Source organism: Stenotrophomonas sp. TWI1151, assembly GCF_039673135.1.
Classification (GTDB): Bacteria; Pseudomonadota; Gammaproteobacteria; order Xanthomonadales; family Xanthomonadaceae; genus Stenotrophomonas.
The window spans coordinates 154,263-176,440 of sequence record NZ_JBDJLA010000006.1; the positions used below are offsets into that span (position 1 = coordinate 154,263).

At 67.3% G+C, this 22,178-nt stretch carries 17 protein-coding genes and 1 riboswitch; of the genes, 7 read left to right on the forward strand and 10 right to left on the reverse strand.

Annotated features, from left to right (window positions below; genetic code table 11):
* Window positions 1-287: 287 nt before the first annotated feature.
* Window positions 288-2,264, forward strand: a complete 1,977-nt coding sequence (locus tag ABE422_RS09790; RefSeq protein WP_346482883.1) for a M2 family metallopeptidase — start codon at window positions 288-290, stop codon at window positions 2,262-2,264.
* 144 nt (window positions 2,265-2,408) lie between these two features.
* Here the strand turns inward: ABE422_RS09790 and ABE422_RS09795 are convergent, their stop codons facing one another.
* Together ABE422_RS09795 and ABE422_RS09800 are read right to left on the reverse strand one after the other, a co-directional pair.
* A complete protein-coding gene (locus tag ABE422_RS09795) occupies window positions 2,409-2,795 on the reverse strand; it encodes a hypothetical protein (protein WP_123730505.1) in 387 nt (128 codons plus the stop codon).
* Window positions 2,796-2,867: 72 nt separating this feature from the next.
* On the reverse strand, window positions 2,868-4,091 hold the full coding sequence (locus tag ABE422_RS09800) for a multidrug effflux MFS transporter (RefSeq protein WP_123730504.1): 1,224 nt from the start codon (window positions 4,089-4,091) through the stop codon (window positions 2,868-2,870).
* Between the two features lie 280 nt (window positions 4,092-4,371).
* A riboswitch (glycine riboswitch) is annotated at window positions 4,372-4,473 on the forward strand.
* Window positions 4,474-4,561: 88 nt separating this feature from the next.
* Here ABE422_RS09800 and gcvP point away from each other — a divergent pair.
* Window positions 4,562-7,441, forward strand: a complete 2,880-nt coding sequence (gene gcvP, locus ABE422_RS09805) for an aminomethyl-transferring glycine dehydrogenase (RefSeq protein WP_346482884.1) — start codon at window positions 4,562-4,564, stop codon at window positions 7,439-7,441.
* 173 nt (window positions 7,442-7,614) lie between these two features.
* On the opposite strand, the gene ABE422_RS09810 is transcribed toward gcvP, so the two are convergent.
* Together ABE422_RS09810 and ABE422_RS09815 are read right to left on the reverse strand one after the other, a co-directional pair.
* A complete protein-coding gene (locus ABE422_RS09810) occupies window positions 7,615-9,015 on the reverse strand; it encodes an amino acid permease (RefSeq protein ID WP_346481492.1) in 1,401 nt (466 codons plus the stop codon).
* A 75-nt stretch (window positions 9,016-9,090) separates the two neighbouring features.
* Window positions 9,091-9,801 (reverse strand): AraC family transcriptional regulator, encoded by a 711-nt coding sequence (locus ABE422_RS09815; RefSeq protein ID WP_179460368.1) that lies wholly within the window; start codon window positions 9,799-9,801, stop codon window positions 9,091-9,093.
* Window positions 9,802-9,982: 181 nt separating this feature from the next.
* Here ABE422_RS09815 and ABE422_RS09820 point away from each other — a divergent pair, with 181 nt between their 5' ends.
* Together ABE422_RS09820 and ABE422_RS09825 are read left to right on the forward strand one after the other, a co-directional pair.
* Window positions 9,983-12,073 (forward strand): catalase, encoded by a 2,091-nt coding sequence (locus ABE422_RS09820; RefSeq protein ID WP_346463050.1) that lies wholly within the window; start codon window positions 9,983-9,985, stop codon window positions 12,071-12,073.
* Between the two features lie 36 nt (window positions 12,074-12,109).
* Window positions 12,110-12,607, forward strand: coding sequence for a HupB (locus tag ABE422_RS09825; RefSeq protein WP_346481447.1), 498 nt, complete (start codon window positions 12,110-12,112; stop codon window positions 12,605-12,607).
* Between the two features lie 65 nt (window positions 12,608-12,672).
* Here the strand turns inward: ABE422_RS09825 and ABE422_RS09830 are convergent, their stop codons facing one another.
* From ABE422_RS09830 to ABE422_RS09845, 4 genes are read right to left on the reverse strand one after another with little or no spacing between them, the layout of a single operon-like run.
* A complete protein-coding gene (locus ABE422_RS09830) occupies window positions 12,673-13,554 on the reverse strand; it encodes a hypothetical protein (RefSeq protein WP_346481446.1) in 882 nt (293 codons plus the stop codon).
* Window positions 13,555-13,565: 11 nt separating this feature from the next.
* The gene (locus ABE422_RS09835) at window positions 13,566-14,831 is read right to left on the reverse strand and encodes a HAMP domain-containing sensor histidine kinase (protein WP_346482885.1); all 1,266 of its coding nucleotides are present in this window, start codon (window positions 14,829-14,831) and stop codon (window positions 13,566-13,568) included.
* On the reverse strand, window positions 14,828-15,514 hold the full coding sequence (locus tag ABE422_RS09840; protein WP_346482886.1) for a response regulator transcription factor: 687 nt from the start codon (window positions 15,512-15,514) through the stop codon (window positions 14,828-14,830). Before ABE422_RS09840 ends, ABE422_RS09835 begins: the two co-directional genes overlap by 4 nt.
* Window positions 15,515-15,517: 3 nt before the next feature.
* On the reverse strand, window positions 15,518-16,645 hold the full coding sequence (locus ABE422_RS09845; protein WP_346482887.1) for a DJ-1/PfpI family protein: 1,128 nt from the start codon (window positions 16,643-16,645) through the stop codon (window positions 15,518-15,520).
* 190 nt (window positions 16,646-16,835) lie between these two features.
* Here ABE422_RS09845 and ABE422_RS09850 point away from each other — a divergent pair, with 190 nt between their 5' ends.
* Window positions 16,836-17,696: a PA4780 family RIO1-like protein kinase gene (locus ABE422_RS09850; protein WP_313210901.1), complete on the forward strand. Its 861-nt coding sequence runs from the start codon at window positions 16,836-16,838 to the stop codon at window positions 17,694-17,696.
* A 93-nt stretch (window positions 17,697-17,789) separates the two neighbouring features.
* Here ABE422_RS09850 and ABE422_RS09855 read toward each other — a convergent pair whose 3' ends face one another.
* The gene (locus ABE422_RS09855; RefSeq protein WP_346482888.1) at window positions 17,790-19,922 is read right to left on the reverse strand and encodes a methyl-accepting chemotaxis protein; all 2,133 of its coding nucleotides are present in this window, start codon (window positions 19,920-19,922) and stop codon (window positions 17,790-17,792) included.
* Between the two features lie 203 nt (window positions 19,923-20,125).
* Between ABE422_RS09855 and ABE422_RS09860 the strand changes: the two genes are divergently transcribed.
* Both ABE422_RS09860 and ABE422_RS09865 read left to right on the forward strand, forming a co-directional pair.
* Window positions 20,126-21,103 carry a L,D-transpeptidase gene (locus ABE422_RS09860; protein ID WP_346481442.1) on the forward strand — a complete coding sequence of 326 codons (978 nt, stop codon included), beginning with the start codon at window positions 20,126-20,128 and terminating at the stop codon, window positions 21,101-21,103.
* 3 nt (window positions 21,104-21,106) lie between these two features.
* Entirely contained in the window at window positions 21,107-21,796 is a 690-nt protein-coding gene (locus ABE422_RS09865) for a M23 family metallopeptidase (RefSeq protein WP_346482889.1), read from the forward strand.
* On the opposite strand, the gene ABE422_RS09870 is transcribed toward ABE422_RS09865, so the two are convergent.
* The gene (locus ABE422_RS09870) at window positions 21,797-22,150 is read right to left on the reverse strand and encodes a hypothetical protein (protein ID WP_346482890.1); all 354 of its coding nucleotides are present in this window, start codon (window positions 22,148-22,150) and stop codon (window positions 21,797-21,799) included.
* Window positions 22,151-22,178: the final 28 nt, after the last annotated feature.

Here is a 22,178-nt window from a genome sequence, read left to right on the forward strand (position 1 = left end):
TCTGAACGCCGTTGTTGTTCCCATGAGCACCGACCCGCTGTCGACGGGGCGGTGTGGGTGGCTTGGCGGGACCGTTATGCGCCATGGATGGCGCATATCGAGCCCCCATGGACGGGTTCACGGCGGGTCCCGACAACCCGCCCGCACCGACCCAAACCACGATGCCATGACGCCACGCCGTTGACGTTGGGGCTACGATCCCACCCGAACCCTGCTGCCCTGCCCCTTGCGGTGCGCCCGGCGCTTCACTAGCCTTCGCCGGTCTGTCACCACCCAAGGATGTGCCCGTGAACCACCGCCCGCTCCTGCTGGCCCTGGCAGTCAGTGCTGCCGCACTGACGCTGGCGGCCTGCCAGAAGGAACCGTCCCCCGCCGATGCACCGGCCACGGGCACCACCCAGTCCAAGGAAACCGCGGACCAGTTCATCGCCCGCGTCAACGCCGAGTACAAAGCCATGTACCCGGAAATGACCTCGGCCCAGTGGCTGTCTTCGACCTACATCAATGACGATTCCGAGCGCGTCGCGGCCAAGGCCAACGAGCGCTGGCTCACCGTCCTCAATGGCTGGATCACCCAGGCCGGCCAGTACGACGGCCAGCCGATGAGCGAAGACACCAAGCGCCAGATCCACCTGCTCAAGTTGATGACCTCCATGCCCGCCCCGCGCGACCCGGCCAAGCTCTCCGAGCTGACCCGCATCGCCAGCCGCATGGAAGGCGCCTACGGCTCCGGCAAATACTGCACCGATGAAGCCAACCCCCAGAGCTGCCGCCAGCTCGGCGATCTGGAACAGGTGCTCGCCCGCAGCCGCGACTATGACAAGCAGCTCGACGCCTGGCAGGGCTGGCACGGCACCACCAAGCCGATGCGCGCCGATTACGAACGCTTCGTCAGCCTGGTCAATGAAGGCGCCAAGGAAATGGGCTTCGCCGATGCCGGCCAGATGTGGCGCAGCGGCTATGACATGCCCGCCGACCAGATCGGCCCGGAAACCGACCGCCTGTGGGACCAGGTCAAGCCGATGTACGAGCAGCTTCACTGCTATGCCCGCACCAAGCTGGACGGCACGTACGGCAAGGACAAGGCCGAGGTCAACGGCGGCCTGATCGCCGCGCACCTGACCGGCAACATGTGGCAGCAGGACTGGTCCAACCTGTGGGACCAGCTGGAACCGTATCCCGGCGCCGGCAACCTGGACATCACCGCCGCACTGGAAAAGCAGTACCAGACCAACCTCAGTGGCGCACTGGCCAAGGCCGGCAGCGGCGCGAACGTGGAAGCGCTGTACAAGGCCCAGCGTGAAGCCGAACTGCGCACTGCCAAGCAGATGACCGAGCGCGCGCAGGACTTCTATGTCTCGCTCGGCATGCCCGCACTGCCGAAGTCGTACTGGGACAAGACCCAGTTCATCAAGCCGCTGGACCGTGACGTGGTCTGCCACGCCAGCGCGTGGGACATGAACATGGAAGGCGACGTGCGCACCAAGATGTGCATCAAGCCGAACGAAGAAAACTTCACCACGATCTACCACGAGCTGGGTCACATCTATTACGACCTGGCCTACAACCCGCTGCCGCCGTTGTTCCAGGGCGGTGCCAACGATGGCTTCCATGAAGCGATCGGCGACACCATCGTGCTGGCGATGACGCCGCAGTACCTCAACTCGATCGGCCTGGTGGACACCCCGCAGGAAAGCCGCGAGGCGACCATCAACGCGCAGATGCGCATGGCCCTGAGCGGCGTGTCGTTCCTGCCGTTCGGCCTGATGATCGACCGCTGGCGCTGGGGTGTGTTCGATGGCTCGATCACCCCGGACCATTACAACCAGGCGTGGTGGGACCTGAAGGCCAAGTACCAGGGCGTGGCGCCGGCCAGCGCACGCGGTGAGGAGTTCTTCGACGCCGGTGCCAAGTACCACGTGCCGGGCAACACCCCGTATACCCGTTACTTCCTGGCGCGCATCCTGCAGTTCCAGTTCTACAAGGGCCTGTGCGATGCCTCCGGCTACAAGGGCCCGCTGCACCAGTGCAGCTTCTACGGCAACAAGGAAGCCGGCCAGAAGTTCTGGGCGATGCTGAGCAAGGGCGCCAGCCAGCCGTGGCAGGCTACGCTGAAGGAAATCACCGGCGGCGACAAGCTCGATGCCGGCCCGATGATCGAGTACTTCACCCCGGTCAACGAGTGGCTCAAGCAGCAGAACCAGGGCCAGATGTGTGGGTGGCAGGTGCCGGCGGCCACCGCTGCGGCCCCGGCGGCACCGTAACCCATGGGTTGGGCCGGGCCCTGCCCGGCCGCAGCCCGCAACGAAAAAACCGGCCGAAAGGCCGGTTTTTTTTTGTCCCTGACGCTGTGGCCTGCGTCCGGCCTCGATGGGCCGGGACCACCTGCAACCACACGTGGCGTGGCGCTAGGACTTGGGTTTCAGGGCGGCCGCCAGCTCGGTCTTGAACTGCTCGAAGTCCATGCCATCGGCCTTGGCCTCGGCGTGCGCGGCATCCTTCAACGCGTCCGAGTACACCAGCCGGACCGGCGTGCCCTGCCGCTCGTGCAGTTCGGCGGCCTGCATGATCAAGGCCAGCACGCGTGCCGCGCTGGTGGTCTGGCCGGCGATACGCCCATCCATGCCCAGCACCCACTCGCCATCACGGCGTACCACGCCGGCCAGCAGCGTACGTTGCTGGTCGCGCAGTTCGGCATGCGGCTCGACCGGCGGGGTGGCGGCCTGCTCGCGGTTGGCGGCCAGGGTTTCACGGCGCCGGCGGATGTCGCGGCGCAGTTTGGAGGTGGTCGACATCAGGGACTTCCGGACTGCATGAAAGGGCAAAGGATACCGCACGGGCCCTGGGGGACCCGCCAGCTGCGTGGCCTACTCGATGGGCGTCAGTACTTCGCGGCGGCGCTCGCAATACCGTTCCCAGTACCAGAACGAGCCACCCAGCGCGAAGAAGCCCATGTAGCCCAACGCCAGATGCACCGGACTGCTGCTGAGCATCGGCGAGACCACACCGGCCACCACGGTGTTGATCATCAGCTGGATGAACATCTGCATCGAAGACGCCAGGCCGCGCTGGTGCGGGTACATGTCCAGGACCGCCAGCGCCAGCACCGGGAAGATCAGCGCCATGCCCACGCCGCCGAGGAAGATCGGCATCACCGCCCACGGCAGCGCGATCTGCTGCACGGACAGCACGTAGGTGATGTTGAGCACGGCCGACACTGCGCACAGGCCGAATCCGATCGCGATCTGCCGCTGCGGCAGGATCCGCCCGGCCATCCGCCCGGACAGGAACGAGCCCATCGTCATGCCGCCGATGGTCGGAATGAACAACCAGGCAAAACCGCCCTCGCCCAGCTTGAGGTGCTGCATCACCAGCACCGGCGCCGAGGCGATATACAGGAAAATGCCGGAGAAATTCAGCGCACCGGCGGCCGAAAGCCTCAGCAGGCGCGCGTTGGACCCCATCCGCGCATAGCTGCGCAGCAGTTCCCGCATCGACAGCGGCGTGCGCGCCTCGACCGGATGGGTTTCCGGCAGCCACTTGCCGGTGGCCAGCAGCAACACCACGCCGAACAGCACCAGGAACCAGAAAATCAGCGGCCAGTCGCCGCCGCCGAGCAGGATCCAGCCACCGATGATCGGCGCGATCGCCGGGGCGACGCCGAAGATCATCGAGACCTGGCTCATCAACCGCTGCGCGTCGGCACCGTGGTACAGATCGCGGATCACCGCGCGGCCGACGATCACACCCACACCGGCGGTCACGCCCTGCAGCGCGCGGAACACCAGCAAGGTGGTCATGTCCCGCGACAGCGCACAGCCGATCGAGGCGCCGATGAACAGCACCAGCCCACCGATGATCACCCGCTTGCGGCCGAACGCATCCGACAGCGGGCCGTGCGCCAGGCTCATCAGGCCGTAGAACAGCAGGTACACGCTGATGGTCTGCTGCACCGCGACCTGGTCCACCTGCATGCGCTCGCCCAGCAACAGGAACGCCGGGAAAATGGTGTCGATCGAGAACGGACCGAACATCGCCAGGCCTGCGAGCAGCAGGGCCAGGCGGCGGGTCGAGGGTGAGGCGGGCGTCATGCGGGCTTCCGTCAGCGGCCATGCGCATTGCACGGCGGGCGCCTGGCCCGGAACGGGCGGCGCCAGATGAATACGAGGATCCAGTGATCATAGGCCTTTGCAGCCCTTGGCACCATGCCCGGGCGCGGTTTCCGGCGCACGTGCGCGCCCGTATTCAGGTGCCGGAAAGGCCCAGTGGGCCGAAGCGCTGGGCTATAATCGCCCCGCTACATGGTGGGAGAAGCGGACACCCGCTGCCGAAGGCGCAACGCCCGTAATCGCTCAGGCCCGATACCACCCGTACCAAAACTCTGGAGAGACCGGCGAGTGCCGGCGCCGAAGGGGCACGAAGCACGCCGATGCGCGCTTCCAAACTCTCAGGCAAAAGGACAGAGGGGCACCCAGGAAGACCGCAAGGTCCGGTGGATCGCTGTCGCCCGCGACGCGCCCTGGCCCAGCCGCCTTCCGAACGTGCGTGCCCACTCTCCGAGATGCCAGCCATGTCCCAGAACACCCCCTCCCTGCGCGAGCTTGAACACAGCCACGCGTTCGTCGAACGCCATATCGGCCCCAACGACGCCGAAATCGCGCAGATGCTCGACGTGGTCGGCCACGCCTCGCTGGACGCGCTGACCGATGCGATCGTCCCGGCCGGGATCAAATCGCCGGCACCGCTGGACCTGCCCGAGTCGCTGACCGAAGTGCAGGCACTGGCCAAGATCCGCGCCATCGCCGACAAGAACCAGGTGTTCCGCACCTTCATCGGCCAGGGCTACTACGGCACGCTCACCCCGAACGTGATCCTGCGCAACGTGCTGGAAAACCCGGCGTGGTACACCGCCTACACCCCGTACCAGGCCGAGATCTCGCAGGGCCGCATGGAAGCGCTGATCAACTTCCAGACGCTGTGCGCCGACCTGACCGGCATGGAAATCGCCAACGCCTCGTTGCTGGATGAAGCCACCGCTGCGGCTGAAGCGATGACGCTGGCCAAGCGCTCGGCCAAGTCGAAGTCCGATACGTTCTTCGTGCACGACGCCGTGCACCCGCAGACGCTGGAACTGCTGCGCACCCGCGCCGAGCCGATGGGCATCGTGCTGCGCGTGGGCACCCCGGCCGAGGCGATGGAAGCCGAAGCCTACGGCGTGCTGCTGCAGTACCCGGATACCTTCGGCCATATCGGCGATTACAAGGCGCTGGCCGATGCCGTGCACGCGCGCGGCGGCCTGGTCGCCGTGGCCACCGATCTGCTGGCGCTGACCCTGATCGCCGCCCCCGGCGAATGGGGTGCGGACATCGTGGTCGGCAACTCGCAGCGGTTCGGCGTGCCGTTCGGCTTCGGCGGCCCGCATGCCGCCTTCATGGCCTGCCGCGATGCCTATAAGCGCTCGATGCCGGGCCGCCTGATCGGCGTCTCGGTCGATGCGCAGGGCAACGCTGCCTACCGCTTGACGCTGCAGACCCGCGAGCAGCACATCCGCCGCGAGAAGGCGACCTCCAACATCTGCACCGCACAGGTGCTGCTGGCGGTGATGGCCTCGATGTATGCGGTGTACCACGGCCCGGACGGCCTGACCCGTATCGCCCGCCGCACCCACCGCCTGGCCGCGATCCTGGCCGCGGCACTGCGCGGCGCCGGCGTCAACGTCGGCGAGCACTTCTTCGACACCCTGCACGTCAAGGATGTGGACGCCAAGGCGATCCACGCCAAGGCCGCTGCGGCACGCATCAGCCTGCGTGCGATCGACAGCGACGCGGTCGGCATCAGCCTGGATGAAACCGCCACCCGCGCCGACATCGTCGCGCTTGGCCAGCTGTTCGGTGCCACGGTCGATGTCGATGCGCTCGATGCGGCCACCGCCGATGCGTTGCCAGCCGATCTGGTGCGCACCAGCGCCTTCCTGACCCACCCGGTGTTCAACACCCACCACAGCGAACACGAACTGCTGCGTTACCTGCGTTCGCTGGCGGACAAGGATCTGGCGATGGATCGCACCATGATCCCGCTGGGCAGCTGCACCATGAAGCTCAACGCCACCGCCGAGATGATCCCGGTGACCTGGCCGGAGTTCGCCAACATCCACCCGCTGGCCCCGGCCGACCAGGCCACCGGCTACAAGGAACTGATCGACGGTCTGGAAGCGATGCTGGTGGAGTGCACCGGCTATGACGCGGTCAGCCTGCAGCCGAACTCCGGCGCGCAGGGCGAATACGCCGGCCTGCTGGCGATCCGCGCCTACCACCGCTCGCGCGGCGAGGGCCATCGCGACGTCTGCCTGATCCCGGATTCGGCGCACGGCACCAACCCGGCCTCGGCACAGATGTGCGGCATGAAGGTCGTGGTGACCAAGACCGATGCCAACGGCAACGTCGACCTGGACGACATCCGCATCAACGCGGAGAAGTACAGCGATCGTCTGGCCGCGCTGATGATCACCTACCCGTCCACGCATGGCGTGTTCGAGGAAGAGGTGGTGGAGATCTGCGAGATCGTGCACAAGCACGGCGGCCAGGTGTACACCGACGGTGCCAACATGAACGCCCTGGTGGGCGTGGCCAAGCCCGGCAAGTGGGGCTCGGACGTCTCGCACCTGAACCTGCACAAGACCTTCTGCATCCCGCACGGCGGCGGCGGCCCGGGCGTCGGCCCGTGTGCGGTCAAGTCGCACCTCGCCCCGTTCCTGCCGAAGGTGCTCGGTGGCGAAGGCGATGTCGGCATGGTCAGCGCGGCCAGCTTCGGCAGCGCCTCGATCCTGCCGATCAGCTGGATGTACATCACCCTGATGGGCACCGCCGGCCTGCGCAAGGCGACCCAGGTGGCCCTGCTCAACGCCAACTACATCGCCACCCGCCTGGCCCCGCACTTCAAGACCCTGTACACCGGCCGCAACGGGCTGGTGGCGCACGAGTGCATCCTGGACGTGCGTCCGCTGGAGAAGACCTCCGGCATCGGCGCCGAGGACGTGGCCAAGCGCCTGATCGACTTCGGCTTCCACGCCCCGACCCTGAGCTTCCCGGTCGCCGGCACGCTGATGGTGGAGCCGACCGAGAGCGAATCGCTGCACGAACTGGACCGTTTCATCAACGCGATGATCCAGATCCGCGAGGAAATCGCCGCGATCGAAGACGGCCGCCTGGACCGCGAGGACAATCCGCTCAAGCACGCTCCGCACACCGCCACCGCGGTCTCGGCCAGCGAGTGGGCGCACGCCTACCCGCGTGAGCTGGCGGCCTTCCCGCTGGCCAGCCTGCGCCAGCAGAAGTACTGGCCGCCGGTGGCGCGTGTGGACAACGTCTACGGCGACAAGAACGTGATGTGCGCCTGCATCCCGGTCGATGCGTACAAGGAAGACGAGGGCGTGGAGGTATAGGTGTCGACCGTTGGTCGGCACGATGCCTGACAGGCGTACCGGCCAACGGTCGGTACCTGCCTTGATCGGCATGCATCTGGAATGAAAACGGCCCGCATCGCGCGGGCCGTTTTTTGTTGCGTGCCCTTGCAGGGTGTGCCGACCAACGGTCGGCACCTACCACCCGCCCGGGGTCAATCGGGCTGGCGGCTGGCGCGCACGCGGCGGGTGACTTCGCTGCTGATGGCGATCACCGCGGTCAGCGCCGCCATCGACAGGAACTGCAACCGCGTATGCGCCTCGGACAACAACAGACCGAAAATCAGCGCCAGCACCCCCAACCCGATCACCGTCAGATACGGATACCCCGCCATCCGGAACGGCAACCGCGTCCCATCCCGGTTCGCACGATGGCGCAGAATCAACTGCGACAACAACGAAATCGTCCAGACCAGCAGACACGTCGAGCCCACGATGTTGAGCAGCACCGGCAGCACCTTGTCCGGGAACAGCAGCTCCATCACCGTCGCCGCAAAACCGAACAGCACACTGGCCAGCACCGCGATGATCGGCACCTGGCGCGGATCGGTCCACCCCAGCACCGCCGGGGCCTCGCGGCGCTGCGCCAGCGAGTACATCATCCGCGAGGCGCCATACAGATTCGCATTGAGCGCCGACAGCAGCGCGATCACCGCGATCAGCGTGATCGCCGTCGCCGCGCCCGGAATCTTGGCAGCTTCCAGCACGGCAGCAAACGGCGACTTCAGTGCCTCGCTGGTCCACGGCACCACCGCGATGATCACGCTCAACGAGCCGATGTAGAACACCAGGATGCGCCAGGCCACGGTGCGGATCGCGCGGGCGATGCTGCGCTCGGGATCTTCGGTTTCGGCCGCGGCCACGGCCACGATCTCGGTGCCGCCGAAGGCGAACACCACCACCAGCAACGCCGCGCCGATTCCGGCCAGGCCCTTGGGCATGAAGCCGCCGTGCTCGGTGAAGTTGCGCAGGCCCGGCGAAGCCACGTCCGGCAGCCAGCCCATCAGCAGGGCCACGCCGATCAGGATGAAGCCGACGATCGCGGCGACTTTGAGGATGGCGAACCAGAATTCGAACTCGCCGAAGTTCTTCACCCCGAGCAGATTGATCGCCGTAAAGAACAGCATGAAGGCCAGCGCGGCCATCGGCACCGGGATCGCCGGCCAGACCGTGGCGAGCAGCCCGGCCGCCCCTACCGCCTCGGCGGCGATGACGATCACCAGCTGCACCCACCACAGCCACCCCACCGTCGCGCCGGCGGTGGCGCCCATGGCGTCGGCGGCGTAGACCGAGAACGCGCCGCTGGTCGGCTTGGCCGCGGCCATTTCGCCCAGCGCGTTCATCACGATGATCACCAGCGCGCCGGCGACCAGATACGACAGCAGGACTGCCGGACCAGCGGCCTGGACGCCCACCCCGGAGCCGAGGAATAGGCCGGCGCCGATCGCGCTGCCCAGGCCCATCATGATCAGCTGGCGGGGCTTGAGCGCGTGCCCCAGGCGGGTATCGGCGGGCGGAGTGGCAGGAGCCGGAGTCTGGGATGCGGGCATCGGAATCGATTGGCAGGCAACAAGTGCGACACCATACCCTGTCGGCCGCGCGACGGCATAGGCCGGAAGCCCCACCCCGCCTCAGGCAGCGGCGCGCTCGCCGATCTGGGCACGGTAGGCCCGTGGCGACAGCCCGACCTCGGCCTTGAACTTGCGGGTGAACGCGCTCTGGTCGGTGAAACCGCAGGCCTGGCCGATGCTGGCGATGCTGTCCGGGCCATGCAGCAGGTGTACCGCCATCTGGATGCGCAGACGGGTCAGCACCTGCTGCGGGGTCATCTGGAACACCTTGCGGAAGGTGCGCTCCAGTTTGGATAGCGAGAACCCGGTGATGTCCAGCAGGGTCTGCATGCGCACGTTCTCGGCGTAATGCGCATTCAGATGTGCCAGCGCGAGGCGCAGCTGTTCGTACTGGGTGCCCAGGCTGTCCTTCTGGCCGAGGTCGCGCGAGATCCCGATCAGCCCGCGGATCTGCCCATCCACCAGCAGCGGCCGCTTGCAGGTCAGGCACCAGCCCGGCTCGCGGTTGGCGAACAGATGCAGTTCCATCAGGTTCTCGATGACCTTGCCCGCCAGCACCTGCTCATCCTGGGTGGCGTAATCGGCCCCCAGACCGGTTGGGTAAATCTCCGCTGCGGTGCGCCCGATCACGTCCTTGCGGGATTTCAGCCCCAGCCGACGCAGCATGGTCTGGTTGATGTGCGTATAGCGCCCGTCGCAGTCCTTCATGAAGAACAGGACGTCGGGGATCGCATCAAACAGGGCTTCGATGTCGGCGGGTTCAACGCGCATGCGGTCGGGAAGAACAGGGGAAGACGCGCCCAAGGATACCTGCCCGCACGCGCGTCACCCAGCGCCCGGGCGCCGCATGTGAAGCGCGGGTGCAAGCAGTGCCCGGTTTTCGCACCCTCGATTAACGCCCCGGCCGCCAGTGTGAGGCGATCCCCTTCCCGCCAGCTCCCGGAGTCGCCTCATGGCCGCCAGCAAGAAAAGCACGAAGAACGCCCCCGCACCCGCCACAGACGCCCGCGGCGAAGGGGATGAACTGCACCAGCGCGCGGGCAATGGCCATCCCGTCCTGACGACCAACCAGGGCATCCCGGTCGGTGACAACCAGAATTCGCTGCGGGCCACCCCGCGCGGGCCGACCCTGCTGGAAGACTTCATCCTGCGCGAGAAGATCACCCACTTCGACCATGAGCGCATCCCCGAGCGCATCGTGCATGCGCGCGGCAGCGCCGCACACGGCTACTTCGAACTTACCCGCTCGCTGGGTGAGTACACCCGCGCCCGGATCCTCAGCGAAGTCGGCGTGCGCACCCCCCTGTTCACCCGCTTCTCCACCGTGGCTGGCGGCGCCGGCTCGGTGGATACGCCGCGCGATGTGCGTGGCTTCGCGGTCAAGTTCTACACCAAGGAAGGCAACTGGGATCTGGTCGGCAACAACATCCCGGTGTTCTTCATCCAGGACGCGATCAAGTTCCCCGACCTGATCCATGCAGTGAAGATGGAGCCGGACCGTGCCTTCCCGCAGGCGGCCAGCGCGCACGACACCTTCTGGGATTTCGTCTCGCTGATGCCCGAATCGATGCACATGATCATGTGGGCGATGAGCGACCGCACGATCCCGCGCTCGCTGCGCACCATCGAAGGCTTCGGCATCCACAGCTTCCGGCTGATCAACGATGCCGGCGAGTCGACCTTCGTCAAATTCCACTGGCGGCCGAAGCTGGGCATCCAGTCCACGGTGTGGGACGAGGCGGTCAAGCTGCAGAGCGCGGACAACGATTTCCACCGGCGCGACCTGTTCGAGGCGATCACCGCCGGCGATTTCCCCGAGTGGGAGCTGGCGGTGCAGCTGTTCACCGAGGAACAGGCCGAGGCCTTCCCGTTCGACCACCTGGATTCGACCAAGATCATTCCCGAGTCGCTGGTGCCGCTGACCGTGATCGGACGGATGGTGCTGGACCGCTGGCCGGACAACTTCTTCGCCGAGACCGAGCAGGTCGCCTATTGCCCGGCCAACGTGCCGCCGGGCATCGACTTCAGCAACGATCCGCTGCTGCAGGGCCGCCTGTTCTCCTATCTGGATACCCAGCTCAGCCGCCTGGGCGGCCCGAATTTCCACCAGATCCCGGTCAACGCGCCCAAGTGCCCGTTCGCCAACCACCAGCGCGACGGCCACATGCAGATGAACATCCCGAAGGGCCGGGTCGCCTACGATCCGAGTTCGCTGCAGGGCGACAGCCCGCGTGAGAGCGTCGACGGCTTCCCCAGTCACGCCACCGCGCCGGATGACGGCCGCAAGGGCCGCGTGCGCGCGGAGAGCTTCGCCGATCACTACAGCCAGGCCCGCATGTTCTTCCGTAGCCTGGAGGCGCCGGAGCAGGCGCATCTGGCCTCGGCGCTGGTGTTCGAGCTGTCCAAGGTGGAGACGGTCAAGGTGCGCGAGCGCACCGTGAGCCACCTGCGCAACATCGACGATGCACTGGCCAAGCGCGTGGCCGACGGTCTGGCGATGCCGGCGCTGCCCGAGCCGGCCGCCACGCAGACCCCGGCACAGGATTTCCCGAAGGCGCCGGAAGTGCGCATCATCGGCCGCACCAAGGACCTGCTCAAAGGCCGCTGCATCGGCATCCTGTTCGACGAAGGCTCCGACGCGGCCTTGATCGCCAACCTGCGCAAGGCGGCCGACAAGGCCGGGGCGAGCGTGAAGCTGGTCGCGCCGAAGATCGGTGGCGCCAAACTCAGCGACGGCAAGACGCTGGCCGCCGATGGTCAGCTGGCGGGCACGCCCTCGGTGGTGTTCGATGCGGTCGCCGTGGTGCTGAGCAACGACGCCGCCAAGAAGCTGAGCAGGGAATCGGCCGCGATCGATTTCGTCAGCGACGCCTGGGCCCATCTGAAGGCGATCGCCGCCGATGACGGCGCACAGGCGCTGCTGAAGGTTGCCCGGGTCGGCAACGATGCCGGGGTGGTCGAGGCCGAGGATGCCAAGGCCTTCCTCGCCGCCGCCGCTACCCGCCAGTGGGCCCGCGAACCGAAGGTGCGCACGCTCGCCTGAGCGGCGCTTTCGTCATCACCACACAGGAGCACGTCCATGCCACGGGGTGATAAATCCAGCTATACCGACACGCAGAAGCGCAAAGCCGGGCACATCGAGGAAAGCGAGAAAGACCAGGGGCGCAGCGGTGCCGCCGCCGAGCGCATCGCCTGGGCCACGGTCAACAAGCAGGATGGTGGCGGCAGGAAGGGCGGCAGCGCGAAGAAAACTGCAACCCGGACAACGAAAGCGTCGGCGACGAAGAAGGCAGCGGTAAAAAAGACCGCTGCACAAAAGGCTGCGACGAAAGCAGTGCCCAAGAAGGCCACCAGCAAGACCGTAAAGAAGGTGGCGAAGAAGGTGGCGAAGAAAGCGACGAAGAAGGCCGCGAAAAAGGCGACGCCAACACCCGCCGTCAAGAAGGCCGTGAAAAAAGCGGCAAAGAAGACCGCTGCAAAGCAGGCCCCCCGAAAAGCAGCGTCGAAAACCGCCGCCGGGACGTCTGCGAAAAAGGTACCAACGGGCGCCCGTAAAGGAGCCGCCAGCAACGCCTGATCTACACGCCGGGCCCTGCCGCGTGCTGCCTGAGGCAGCATGCGGCAGGGCGCAGGCAGTGCTGCTTACCGTTTCGCGGCGGCAGTGGGCTGCGCCGACGGCGTGACCGGCTTGGGCGCTACCGGCTTCGCCGGCAAGGGCATCGACTGCAGCCGGCGGATCGAGCCGATCGGCACGGCTTCTGCCCGCCGCTGCGCCGGCCACCACAGGAACACGAACGCGCTGCTGGATCCCAGCAGCTTCGCGGTGCCGGGAAGCGCGGCCGCGTCACCCTCGAGCACGACCTGCACGGGCGTACCGCCCTTCCCATCGAGGATCTTCTCGGCCGTGCTCAGGGCATACAGCGCCGCGCCGAATGCCATGAAGCAGACCACCGCAATGCACATGCCGGTCAGTGGGCGCAGCCCGGAGAATTCCCAGTTCATCCACGGCGATTCCGAGAACAGCATCCGCCATCCCCAGTGCCGCGCGCGCAGGCGTGCCACCTTGGCAGGGTTGCGCCGCCGCAGCGTCTCCGGCCAGCCCAGCACCACGGCAAGCAGGGCCCCCAGCAACAGGATCAACAGGTAGGCGGGATCGCGCAGCCCGGCGACCAGGAAATCACTGACCTGCAGGTAGTCCAGGATCGACAGCCGGAATTTGAAATAGAAAAAGAAGCTCGACCACAGCCCCAGCACGGAGAGGAACACATATCCCGCGCTCACCATCAAGGCCGGCTCCTGCCGCAGCAGGCGCCAGATCACGGCCACCATCGAATCTTCGTTGCCATGCGTGATCGGCAGCAACGACCAATCGGTCGGCGTCTGCTCGGCCGGGACATCCCCGTCAATGCTGCCCTCGTCCCTGCTGCCCATGCGCCCCTCCCCCGTTCGGCAGAGCATCGCGCACTTTGGCGATGGACGGAAGCGGGCCCGCCCCGGGTGTGCCCCGGTCGCCGCGGCCGCCATGCCGCCTCGCCTCACTGAACGCTGAAACTGGCCACCGTGGCGTGCTCGGTCCCTTCGATACGCAGGTCGATGGCGAAGCGGTCGCACAGCCGCTGCACGATCGCCAGGCCGAGCCCGAACCCGGCACTGCCCTCGCCCTTGGTGAACGGCCGCATGATCGCCTCGGGATCGCCCGCCAGGGCGGTGTTGCGGATCCGAAGCCGCCCGCTCGCCACCTCGATGCGCACCTCGCCCGAACGGGTATGCGCGAACGCGTTGCCGACCAGATTGGCCAGCAGCATGTGCAGCACCGGGCCCGGCACCGGCAGGCGCACGTCGGCCGGCACGTCGACCCGCACCTCCACCGGCTTGCCATCCAGCAGCGCGGCCTGCTCGACCACCACCTGTTCCAGCACCGGCAGCACCGCCAGTGGCATCGCATCCCGTTCCACGTACTCTTCGCGGGCCAGTGTCAGCAGGGTGATCACGGTCTGTTCGAGTTGACGCGCCGAATGCTGCACATGCGCGAGCTGCCGCCGCCCAGCCTCCGACAGGCCGGGTTCGCTGGCCAGCTGTTCGGTGGCACTGCGGATCACCGCCAGGGGCGTGCGCAGCTCATGGCTGGCATCACGGGTGAAGGCATGCTCGCGCGCAATGAAGGCACGCACGCGCCCGCTCAGATTGTCCAGGCCGCGGGCGAGCACGCCGACCTCGTCATCGGGGAAGTCCCCGGCGAACCCCACCGGCAACCTGTCCGGCGCCATGCCATCGACCAGCGACGCCAGCTTCGACAAGGGACGCGTGGTACGTCGAGCCAGCCATGCGCCAGCCAGGAGGGCGATCATCACCACGGCCAGGCCGGACCAGGCCAGCAGCGTCAGAATCTGGCTGCGCATCGGCCGCACCACCAGCTGCTGGCTGACCTCGGCGACCAGCCACCCCGGCGTACCTGCCCCGTCCGGCGTCACCGCCCGCAGGTGATAGTGCCGCCCCTGCGCACCGGCCATCTCGCGACGCCACGGCTCGGCATCGAAGGCGGCCTTGAGATCGGACGGAAACGTGGCAGGGCTGTCGTGGATCGTCATGAAGGCGTTGCGCGGCGGCGACCACGTCCCACGGGTGGCCCGCTGATCCAACTGCTGCTGCGCTTCCTGCTCAAGCATCGCATCGAAGAAGCGATCCTCCACGCTGTACACGAATACCGCCACGTACAGGCCGAACAGGCCGGCCACCGCCAGCGCGAACACCGCGAAGGCCAGCATCAACCGGTTGCGCAGGCGATGCCCCCGTGCCGTCATGCGTCGGCCTCCAGCTTGAAGCCGACATCGTGCACGGTCCTGAGCATCGGCCGCTCGAACGGTTTGTCCAACGCCTGGCGCAGCAGGTAAAGATGCGAGCGCAGCGGATCCGACGGCGGCGCCTCATCGCCCCAGAGACGCCGGATCAACTCGCTGCGGGTCACCGTGCGCGGCCAGGCTTCGGCGAGCAGCACCAGCAGCCGATAGGCGGTCTGCGGCAACTCGATCGCCTGCTCACCGCGGCACACGGCGCCGCTACGGCGGTCGATGCCGAGGGATCCGATACGCAGCACATGCCCGTCGCGTCGGCCGTGTCGATGGGCCAATGCCAGGCATCGCGCCAGCAGTTCCTCGCCTGCGAACGGTTTGACCAGGTAATCATCGGCACCGGCCTGGAAGCCGATCAGCTTGTCGGCCAGCGTGTCGCGCGCGGTCAGCATCAGGATCGGGATGTGACGGTCGGCCTGCTCACGCAGATGGCTGCACACGCGCAGGCCATCCATGCCCGGGAGGGTGAGGTCCAGCACCAGCACATCCGGCGGCGCTTCCAGCGCCATCTGCAGGCCGCTGCGGCCATCGGCGGCGAAGGCCACGCGATGGCCGCGGGCCTCCAGCAGCGTGGCCATGCCGGCGCGCAGCGCCGGGTTGTCCTCGATCACCAGGATGTGCAGGCCATCGTCCATGGGTCAGCCTTCGATCGTGTCCTTGAGCTGCTTAGCTTCGGCCATGTCCGGGTGGGTTTCCAGCAGTTTGCCGAGTACCGTGCGCGCCTGGGCCACCTCGCCCAGCCGCCAATGCGCCTGTGCGATGCCGAGCGGCAGCTGCGGTTCGCTCATGTACGGGGCCGCCAGCTGCATGATCGACAGCGCGTCACGTACCGCCGCATCGTCCTGCGCGGCCTGCAGCTGGTAGTAGCCGAGCACGCCGATCAGCTGATCGTGATAGCCCGTACGATTGCTGGCCAGCTCGCGCTTGACCGCCTCCCCTTCACCGGCCAGCAGGCGCTGCACCAACGCCATGCTGGCCTCATCGCGCCACGGCGTGCGCGCGATCGGCGTGCGGCCGGTGGCCCGCACGATCGCCTCGGCGACCGCCGGTGTCGAATACGGGTTCTGCCCGGTGATCAGGCGTCCGTCCAACACCAGTCTGGGCATCATCAGCGGCGCCTGTTCCCAGCGCGCGCCGCGCTCGCGCAGGGCCGTCTCCAGCAGGAACGGGAACTCCTTCGCCCAGCGCTTGCCGAACACGCCCTCCTCTGCGTTGGTGAAGCCGGTCATGCGCCGCCCGGCGACCAGCAGCGTTCCGTCTGCCAGCCGCACGTCCACCAGCGCAGCCGGGCCGTGACAGACCGCCGCGACCACTGCGCCGCGATCGTACATCGTGCCCAGCAGACCACGCAGTGCGGCATCGGCGGGCAGATCGAACATCGCCCCCTTGCCCCCGACCACGTAGACGGCCGCATAGTCGGCCGCCCGGAGGGTGGCGGTGGCGCGGGTGTCGGCCAGCAACGCGGCCGCAGCCGGATCAGCAAGGACCCGTGCATTGAAGGGCTCCTTGGCATCGAACTTGTCGGCCTCCACCGGCCCGCCGCGTGGGCTGGCCACCTGCACGGCCAGGCCGTTGTCGCGGAAGATCAGGTAGGCCTGGGCGAATTCGTCCATCTCGAACCCGGGGCGGGTCTTGCCCTGGTCGCGGCCCTCGCCGCTGACCACGATGAGCACCGTCTCGGCCGCTGCCGGGCCGGCGTGGAGCGAGGGAACGGCCAGCAACAAGGCCAGCACAGCACCGGTACGGCGCAACAGGGACAGCATCATGGGCGGCACTCCTTGGGAAAGTGATCCCAGCCTGCGCGCCGGATGTGAATCAGATTTCAAGCCGCCTGGGCGTGCACACAGCTGAACAACCCGGCGGCCGAGTGCCGTGTCGATGGCTCCATCGGCCCGAAGATGCGAAAATCCCTCCCCCTCCAGGGCAGGCCCCGCGCCAGCCGATTCCCGAGATACCGTGAAGACCCCCCAAGGCTTGCAGGCGCTGATCGACGACGGCGTGATCGATGAAGTGCTCCGCCCGCTCAAAAGCGGCAAGGAAGCAGCGGTATACGTGGTCCGCAGCGGCGACGATGTGCGCTGCGCGAAGGTCTACAAAGACATGGCGCAGCGCAGCTTCCAGCAGCGCGTGCAGTACCAGGAAGGCCGCAAGGTCCGTGGCAGCCGCGAAGCGCGCGCCGTGGGCAAGGCCAGCAACTACGGCCGCAAGCAGCAGGAAGCGGCCTGGAAGAACACCGAAGTCGATGCGCTGTACCAGCTGCGCGATGCCGGCGTGCGCGTACCCGAGCCGTATGGCTACTTCCACGGCGTGCTGGTGATGGAGCTGGTCACCGACGCCGAGGGTTATTCCGCCGCGCGCCTGGGTGAGGTTGAACTGAGCCCGGAGCAGGCACGCCAGTTCCACCAGATCCTGGTCCGCCAGGTGGTGCGCATGCTGTGCTGCGGCCTGATCCACGGCGATCTGTCGCCGTACAACGTGCTGGTTGGCCCGGAAGGCCCGGTGGTGATCGATTTCCCGCAGGTGGTCAGTGCGGCGGGCAACAATGCCGCACGCACGATGCTGCTGCGCGACGTCAACAACCTCACCGCGTACCTGGGCCGCTGGGCGCCGGAGCTGCTGGAGACCTGGTACGGCGAGGAGATGTGGGCGCTGTTCGAGGCTGGCGATCTGCTACCGGACAGCGTGCTGACCGGTGAATTCGAGCAGGATGAAAGCAGCATCGATCTGGATGGCGTACGCCATGCCATCAACGATGCGCGCGAAGAAGCGCTGATCCGCCAGCAGGGTCGCGAAGCCGCCGAAGAAAACGACGACTGAGCGGGGCGCGCCGCTGCGTCGGGCGGCCGGATCGGCATGAGAAAAGCCCCGCCGATGCGGGGCTTTTCTGTATTACTCAGCGCGCAGGGGCCGTCATGCTGCCTGCAGTGTCGCCGGGCGACGCAGGCTTGCCGCGCTGTTGTCCAGCTTGAACACCGCCACCGATTCGGTCAGTGCATACGCCTGTTCTTCCAGCGCGCGGCTGGCGGCGGTGGCTTCTTCCACCAGCGCAGCGTTCTGCTGGGTCACCTGGTCCATCTGCACGACCACCTGGTTGACCTGCTCGATGCCGGCGGCCTGTTCCTTGGTCGCGGCGGCAATGTCGCTCATCAGCTGATTGGTGCGCGAGCTGGCCTGGGTCAGGCGGGCGATCGCCGCTTCGGACTGCACGGTGACGCTCAGCCCGGTCTTGACCTTGCTGCTGGACTCATCGATCAGGTCTTTGATCTCCTTGGCCGCCGTGCCGGCGCGCTGCGCCAGCGTGCGTACCTCGGTCGCCACGACCGCGAAGCCGCGTCCGTTCTCACCGGCACGGGCCGCTTCAACGGCCGCGTTCAGGGCAAGGATGTTGGTCTGGAAGGCGATGCCGTCGATCACCGAGGAAATCTCGGCGATACGCGCCGAGGACTGGTCGATCTCGCTCATCACCGCGGCCATCTGCGCGATCGCCTGCTCGGTCGCCTTGACCGCCGCACCCGCCGCATGGGCTTCATGGTCGGCCTGGTTGGCCAGCTCGGCGTTCTGCCGGACCGTGGAGGTCAGCTCCTCCATCGAGGCCGCCGCTTCTTCCAGGTTGGCTGCCTGCTGCTCGGTCCGGCGCGACAGGTCATGGTGGCCGGCCGCCAGTTCCTGCGCGGCATCGTTGATGCTGCCGGCCGCGCCCTGGATCTGCTGCACGATACCGGTCAGCTGCACCGCGGTGACATTGGCATCGTCGCGCATCTGCGCGAACACACCTTCGTAGTGGCCATCCATCCGCGAGGTCAGATCGCCGGTGGAGATCGCGCGCAGCACCTGCGACAGGTCGGCGATGCTGGCCTGCGAGCTGGCCATCATCCCGTTGAGCTGGGCGACCATCGCGCGGAACTGGAACTGGAACGCCGGCGCATCGCCGCGCACGGAGAAGTCGCCGGCACGGGCAGCCGAGGCCAGTGTCTCGATCTGCTGGTTGATCGCCATCAGGCTGGCCTTGACGGTGGCCATGGTGGTGGTCAGCACGGCCTTCTCGCCCGGGTAGCTGTCCAGATCACGGCTCAGGTCGCCGATGGCGTAGCGCTGCATCACCTCGACCATGTGGAACTCGACGGCCACGTGCGAACCGACCAGCTCGTTGGTGGCGCGGATCATCCGACCGAAGTCGCCCGGGAAGGCCGTTTCGTCCATGCGATGGCTGATGGCACCGGCCTCATGCTGGCGGGCCATGTCCAGCTGCGCGGTGATCGCGCCCTGGACGCTCTGGCGAACGGTGGCCATTGCGTTGCCGAGCTGGGTGAGCTCATCGCGGCCGCCCAGATGGACGTCATGGGCCAGATCACCCTTGGCCATCCGGGTGGCCAGGCCGACGGCGCGCGCCAGCGGACCGGTCAGGCTGCGCCCGATCAGCACGGAGGCGGCGATGCCGACCACCAGCGCGATCGCGCCCAGCACCAGCAGCTGCAGCAGGGTCCGCTCGCCCAACCGGATCGCTTCGGCAGCGGCCTGGCGGCTTTCCTTTTCCTCATAGACCACGCCATCGCTGAGCGACTGGTTCCAGCCATTGGCAGCGGCCTGCACGGCGCCCAGGGTGAGGGCCGTGGCAGCGGCAACATCGCCCTGCTGCAGCTGTTCGCTCATCTGCTTGTTGAGCGGACGCGCCACCGCGCGGGCGGCCGCGATGGCGTCACCGACGGCCTTGTCTTCCGGCTGCGCGGGCAAGGCCTGGTAGGCGGCCCAGCTGGCTTCATAGCGCGCGACCAGCGCGGCGATGCGCGCCTCATCCTCGGCCAGACCGTCGCCCTGGCGGAGCAGCATCTCCCGGCGCACGACCATCATCTGGTTGTTGGCATCGAGCATGTCCGAGAGCAGCCGCACCTTGGCCACGTTGACTTCGACCACCTCCTGCATCGCGCGCTTCTGTACCGCGCTACCGGTGGCGCCGGTGGCGACGACGGCCGCGACCAGCAGCAACAACAGGCCAAAGCCCATACCTAGACGCCAGACAACGCTGACCTTCCGCAAAAATTCCATGAGACATCCGAAAAACGTGGGGGGGTGGGCTGGTATCGGCGTCAGACCCAGCGCCTTGACCGACGGCCGTGAGCCCGCTGTGAATGGATTCACATAACCTCGGCGTTGCTCCCGCGTCGCCGCTCAGCCCCCCGTCAGGGTTTTCACGGCAAGTGCGCACGCCCGGCAGGCATGGTGGAAACACGTTCCCGCTGGAGTTGCCGATGTCCCTTCGCCTGCACCGTATCGCCCGCCTCACCGCGCTCGCCCTCGCCCTGGGGGTCTGCTCCGGTTGGGCGGTCGCACAGACGGCACCCGCGCCCGCCGCGATCCCGGACGCCGACGCGACGCCGCTGGCGACCGGGCCACGCTCGGATCTGCATGCGCAGGTGCTGCTGGACCGCGCGCACTTCTCCCCCGGCCAGATCGATGGCGAGCGCGGCTCCAACCAGAAGCGCGCCGTGTCCGGCTTCCAGGCCGCCCGCGGGCTGAAGGTCAGTGGGGAGCTGGACGATGCCACCTGGCAGGCGCTGCAGCCCGATGCCGCCCCGCCGCTGGTGCGCTACACGCTCACCGCGGAAGACGTGGCCGGTCCGTTCCAGCCGGTGCCCAAGGGTCCGGCCGCGCAGGCCAAGCTGAAAACCCTGGGCTTCGGTTCGATCGAAGAAGCGCTGGGCGAACGCTTCCACGCCTCCCCCGAGCTGTTGAAGACGCTCAATCCCGGCGTCGACCTGGGCAAGGCCGGCAGCGTGATCCAGGTGCCCAACATCGCGGCCGCCCCGCTGCCGAAGGCCAGCAAGCTGGTGATCGACAAATCCGACTCCACGCTGCGGCTGTTCGATACGGACGGCAAGGTCTACGCGCAGTTCCCGGTGTCCTCGGGCAGCAAGCATGACCCGCTGCCGATCGGGAAATGGAAGATCCTCGGCATCTCCCGCGATCCCACCTTCCACTACAACCCCAAACTGTTCTGGGATGCCAAGGCGGGCGACAGCAAGGCGGTCCTGCCGCCGGGCCCGAACAATCCGGTCGGCGTGGTGTGGATCGACATCTCCAAGCCCCACTACGGCCTGCACGGCACGCCCGAACCCGGCCATGTCGGCAAGACCGAATCGCACGGCTGTGTGCGCATGACCAACTGGGATGCGCTGCAGGTCGCCGCCGCGGTCGATGCCTCGGTACCGGTCGTGATGCAGGAGTAAGCCATGAAGACCTTTCGACTGCTGGCCGTGGGACTGGTGATCGGCGTGGTCGGTTACTGGCTGCTGGGGCCGGGCCCCTCATCCCGGCTCGGCGCCGCCGAACCGGCCAAGGTGGGCTCGGCCACGAGTTCGGCCCGTGCTGCGCTTGATACCCCGCCGCCTACGCCGGCCACGACGCCGGTGCCCACCGGCACCTCAGCCACACCGCCCGCGCCGGACGCGGGAAGTGCCGCACCCGCACCGGCGAGCGCGGCCGGAGCGCTGCTGCTGCCCGTGGAGGGCATCGGTGCGGATCAGCTGCAGGACACCTTCACCGATGCGCGCAGCGAAGGCCGCGTGCATGATGCGATCGACATCCTGGCGCCAAACGGGACGCCGGTGCTCGCCGTCGCAGACGGGACGGTGGAGAAACTGTTCGACAGCGTGCGGGGCGGACTGACGGTGTACCAGTTCGAACCAAGCGGCCGTTACTGTTACTACTACGCGCATCTGGACCGCTATGCCGATGGGCTGGCCGAGAAGAAGACGATCAAGCGCGGTGAGGTGATCGGCTATGTCGGCAGCACCGGCAATGCGAGTCCCGAGGCGCCCCACCTGCATTTCGAAATCCATGTACTGGGTCCGGAAAAGCAGTGGTGGAAAGGTGAATCAATCAATCCGTATCCCGTGTTGAAGGGGCAGCAGGCCCTTTGATCAACGCGCACCGGGGGGAGCGTCCCGGATCGCCCGCGCCAGTTGCCAGGCGCGCCCGCGCAGTGCATCCAGGCGCTCATTGAGGTCCCCCGCGTCTGCGCGCCACTGGAAGTGGCCGTTGCTGTAATCCATGCCCAACGCAACATCATTGAACGACCCCATGCCGCCATAGGCGCGCAGCACGCTCTCCGGCGCGCCTGGATCGCCCTGCTCAAGCTGGGTGATGACCCGCTGCATCCAGTCGGCCCAGTGGGTTTCCCCGTCGCCGCGCAACAGCGCTTCAAGCTCGGACACCACCGCATGCAACGCGCGGTCCGCGCTGCTCATGCCGGTGGCCACGTGATCTTCAGACACCCTGTCGCCCCTGCTGATTGGTGAGGCT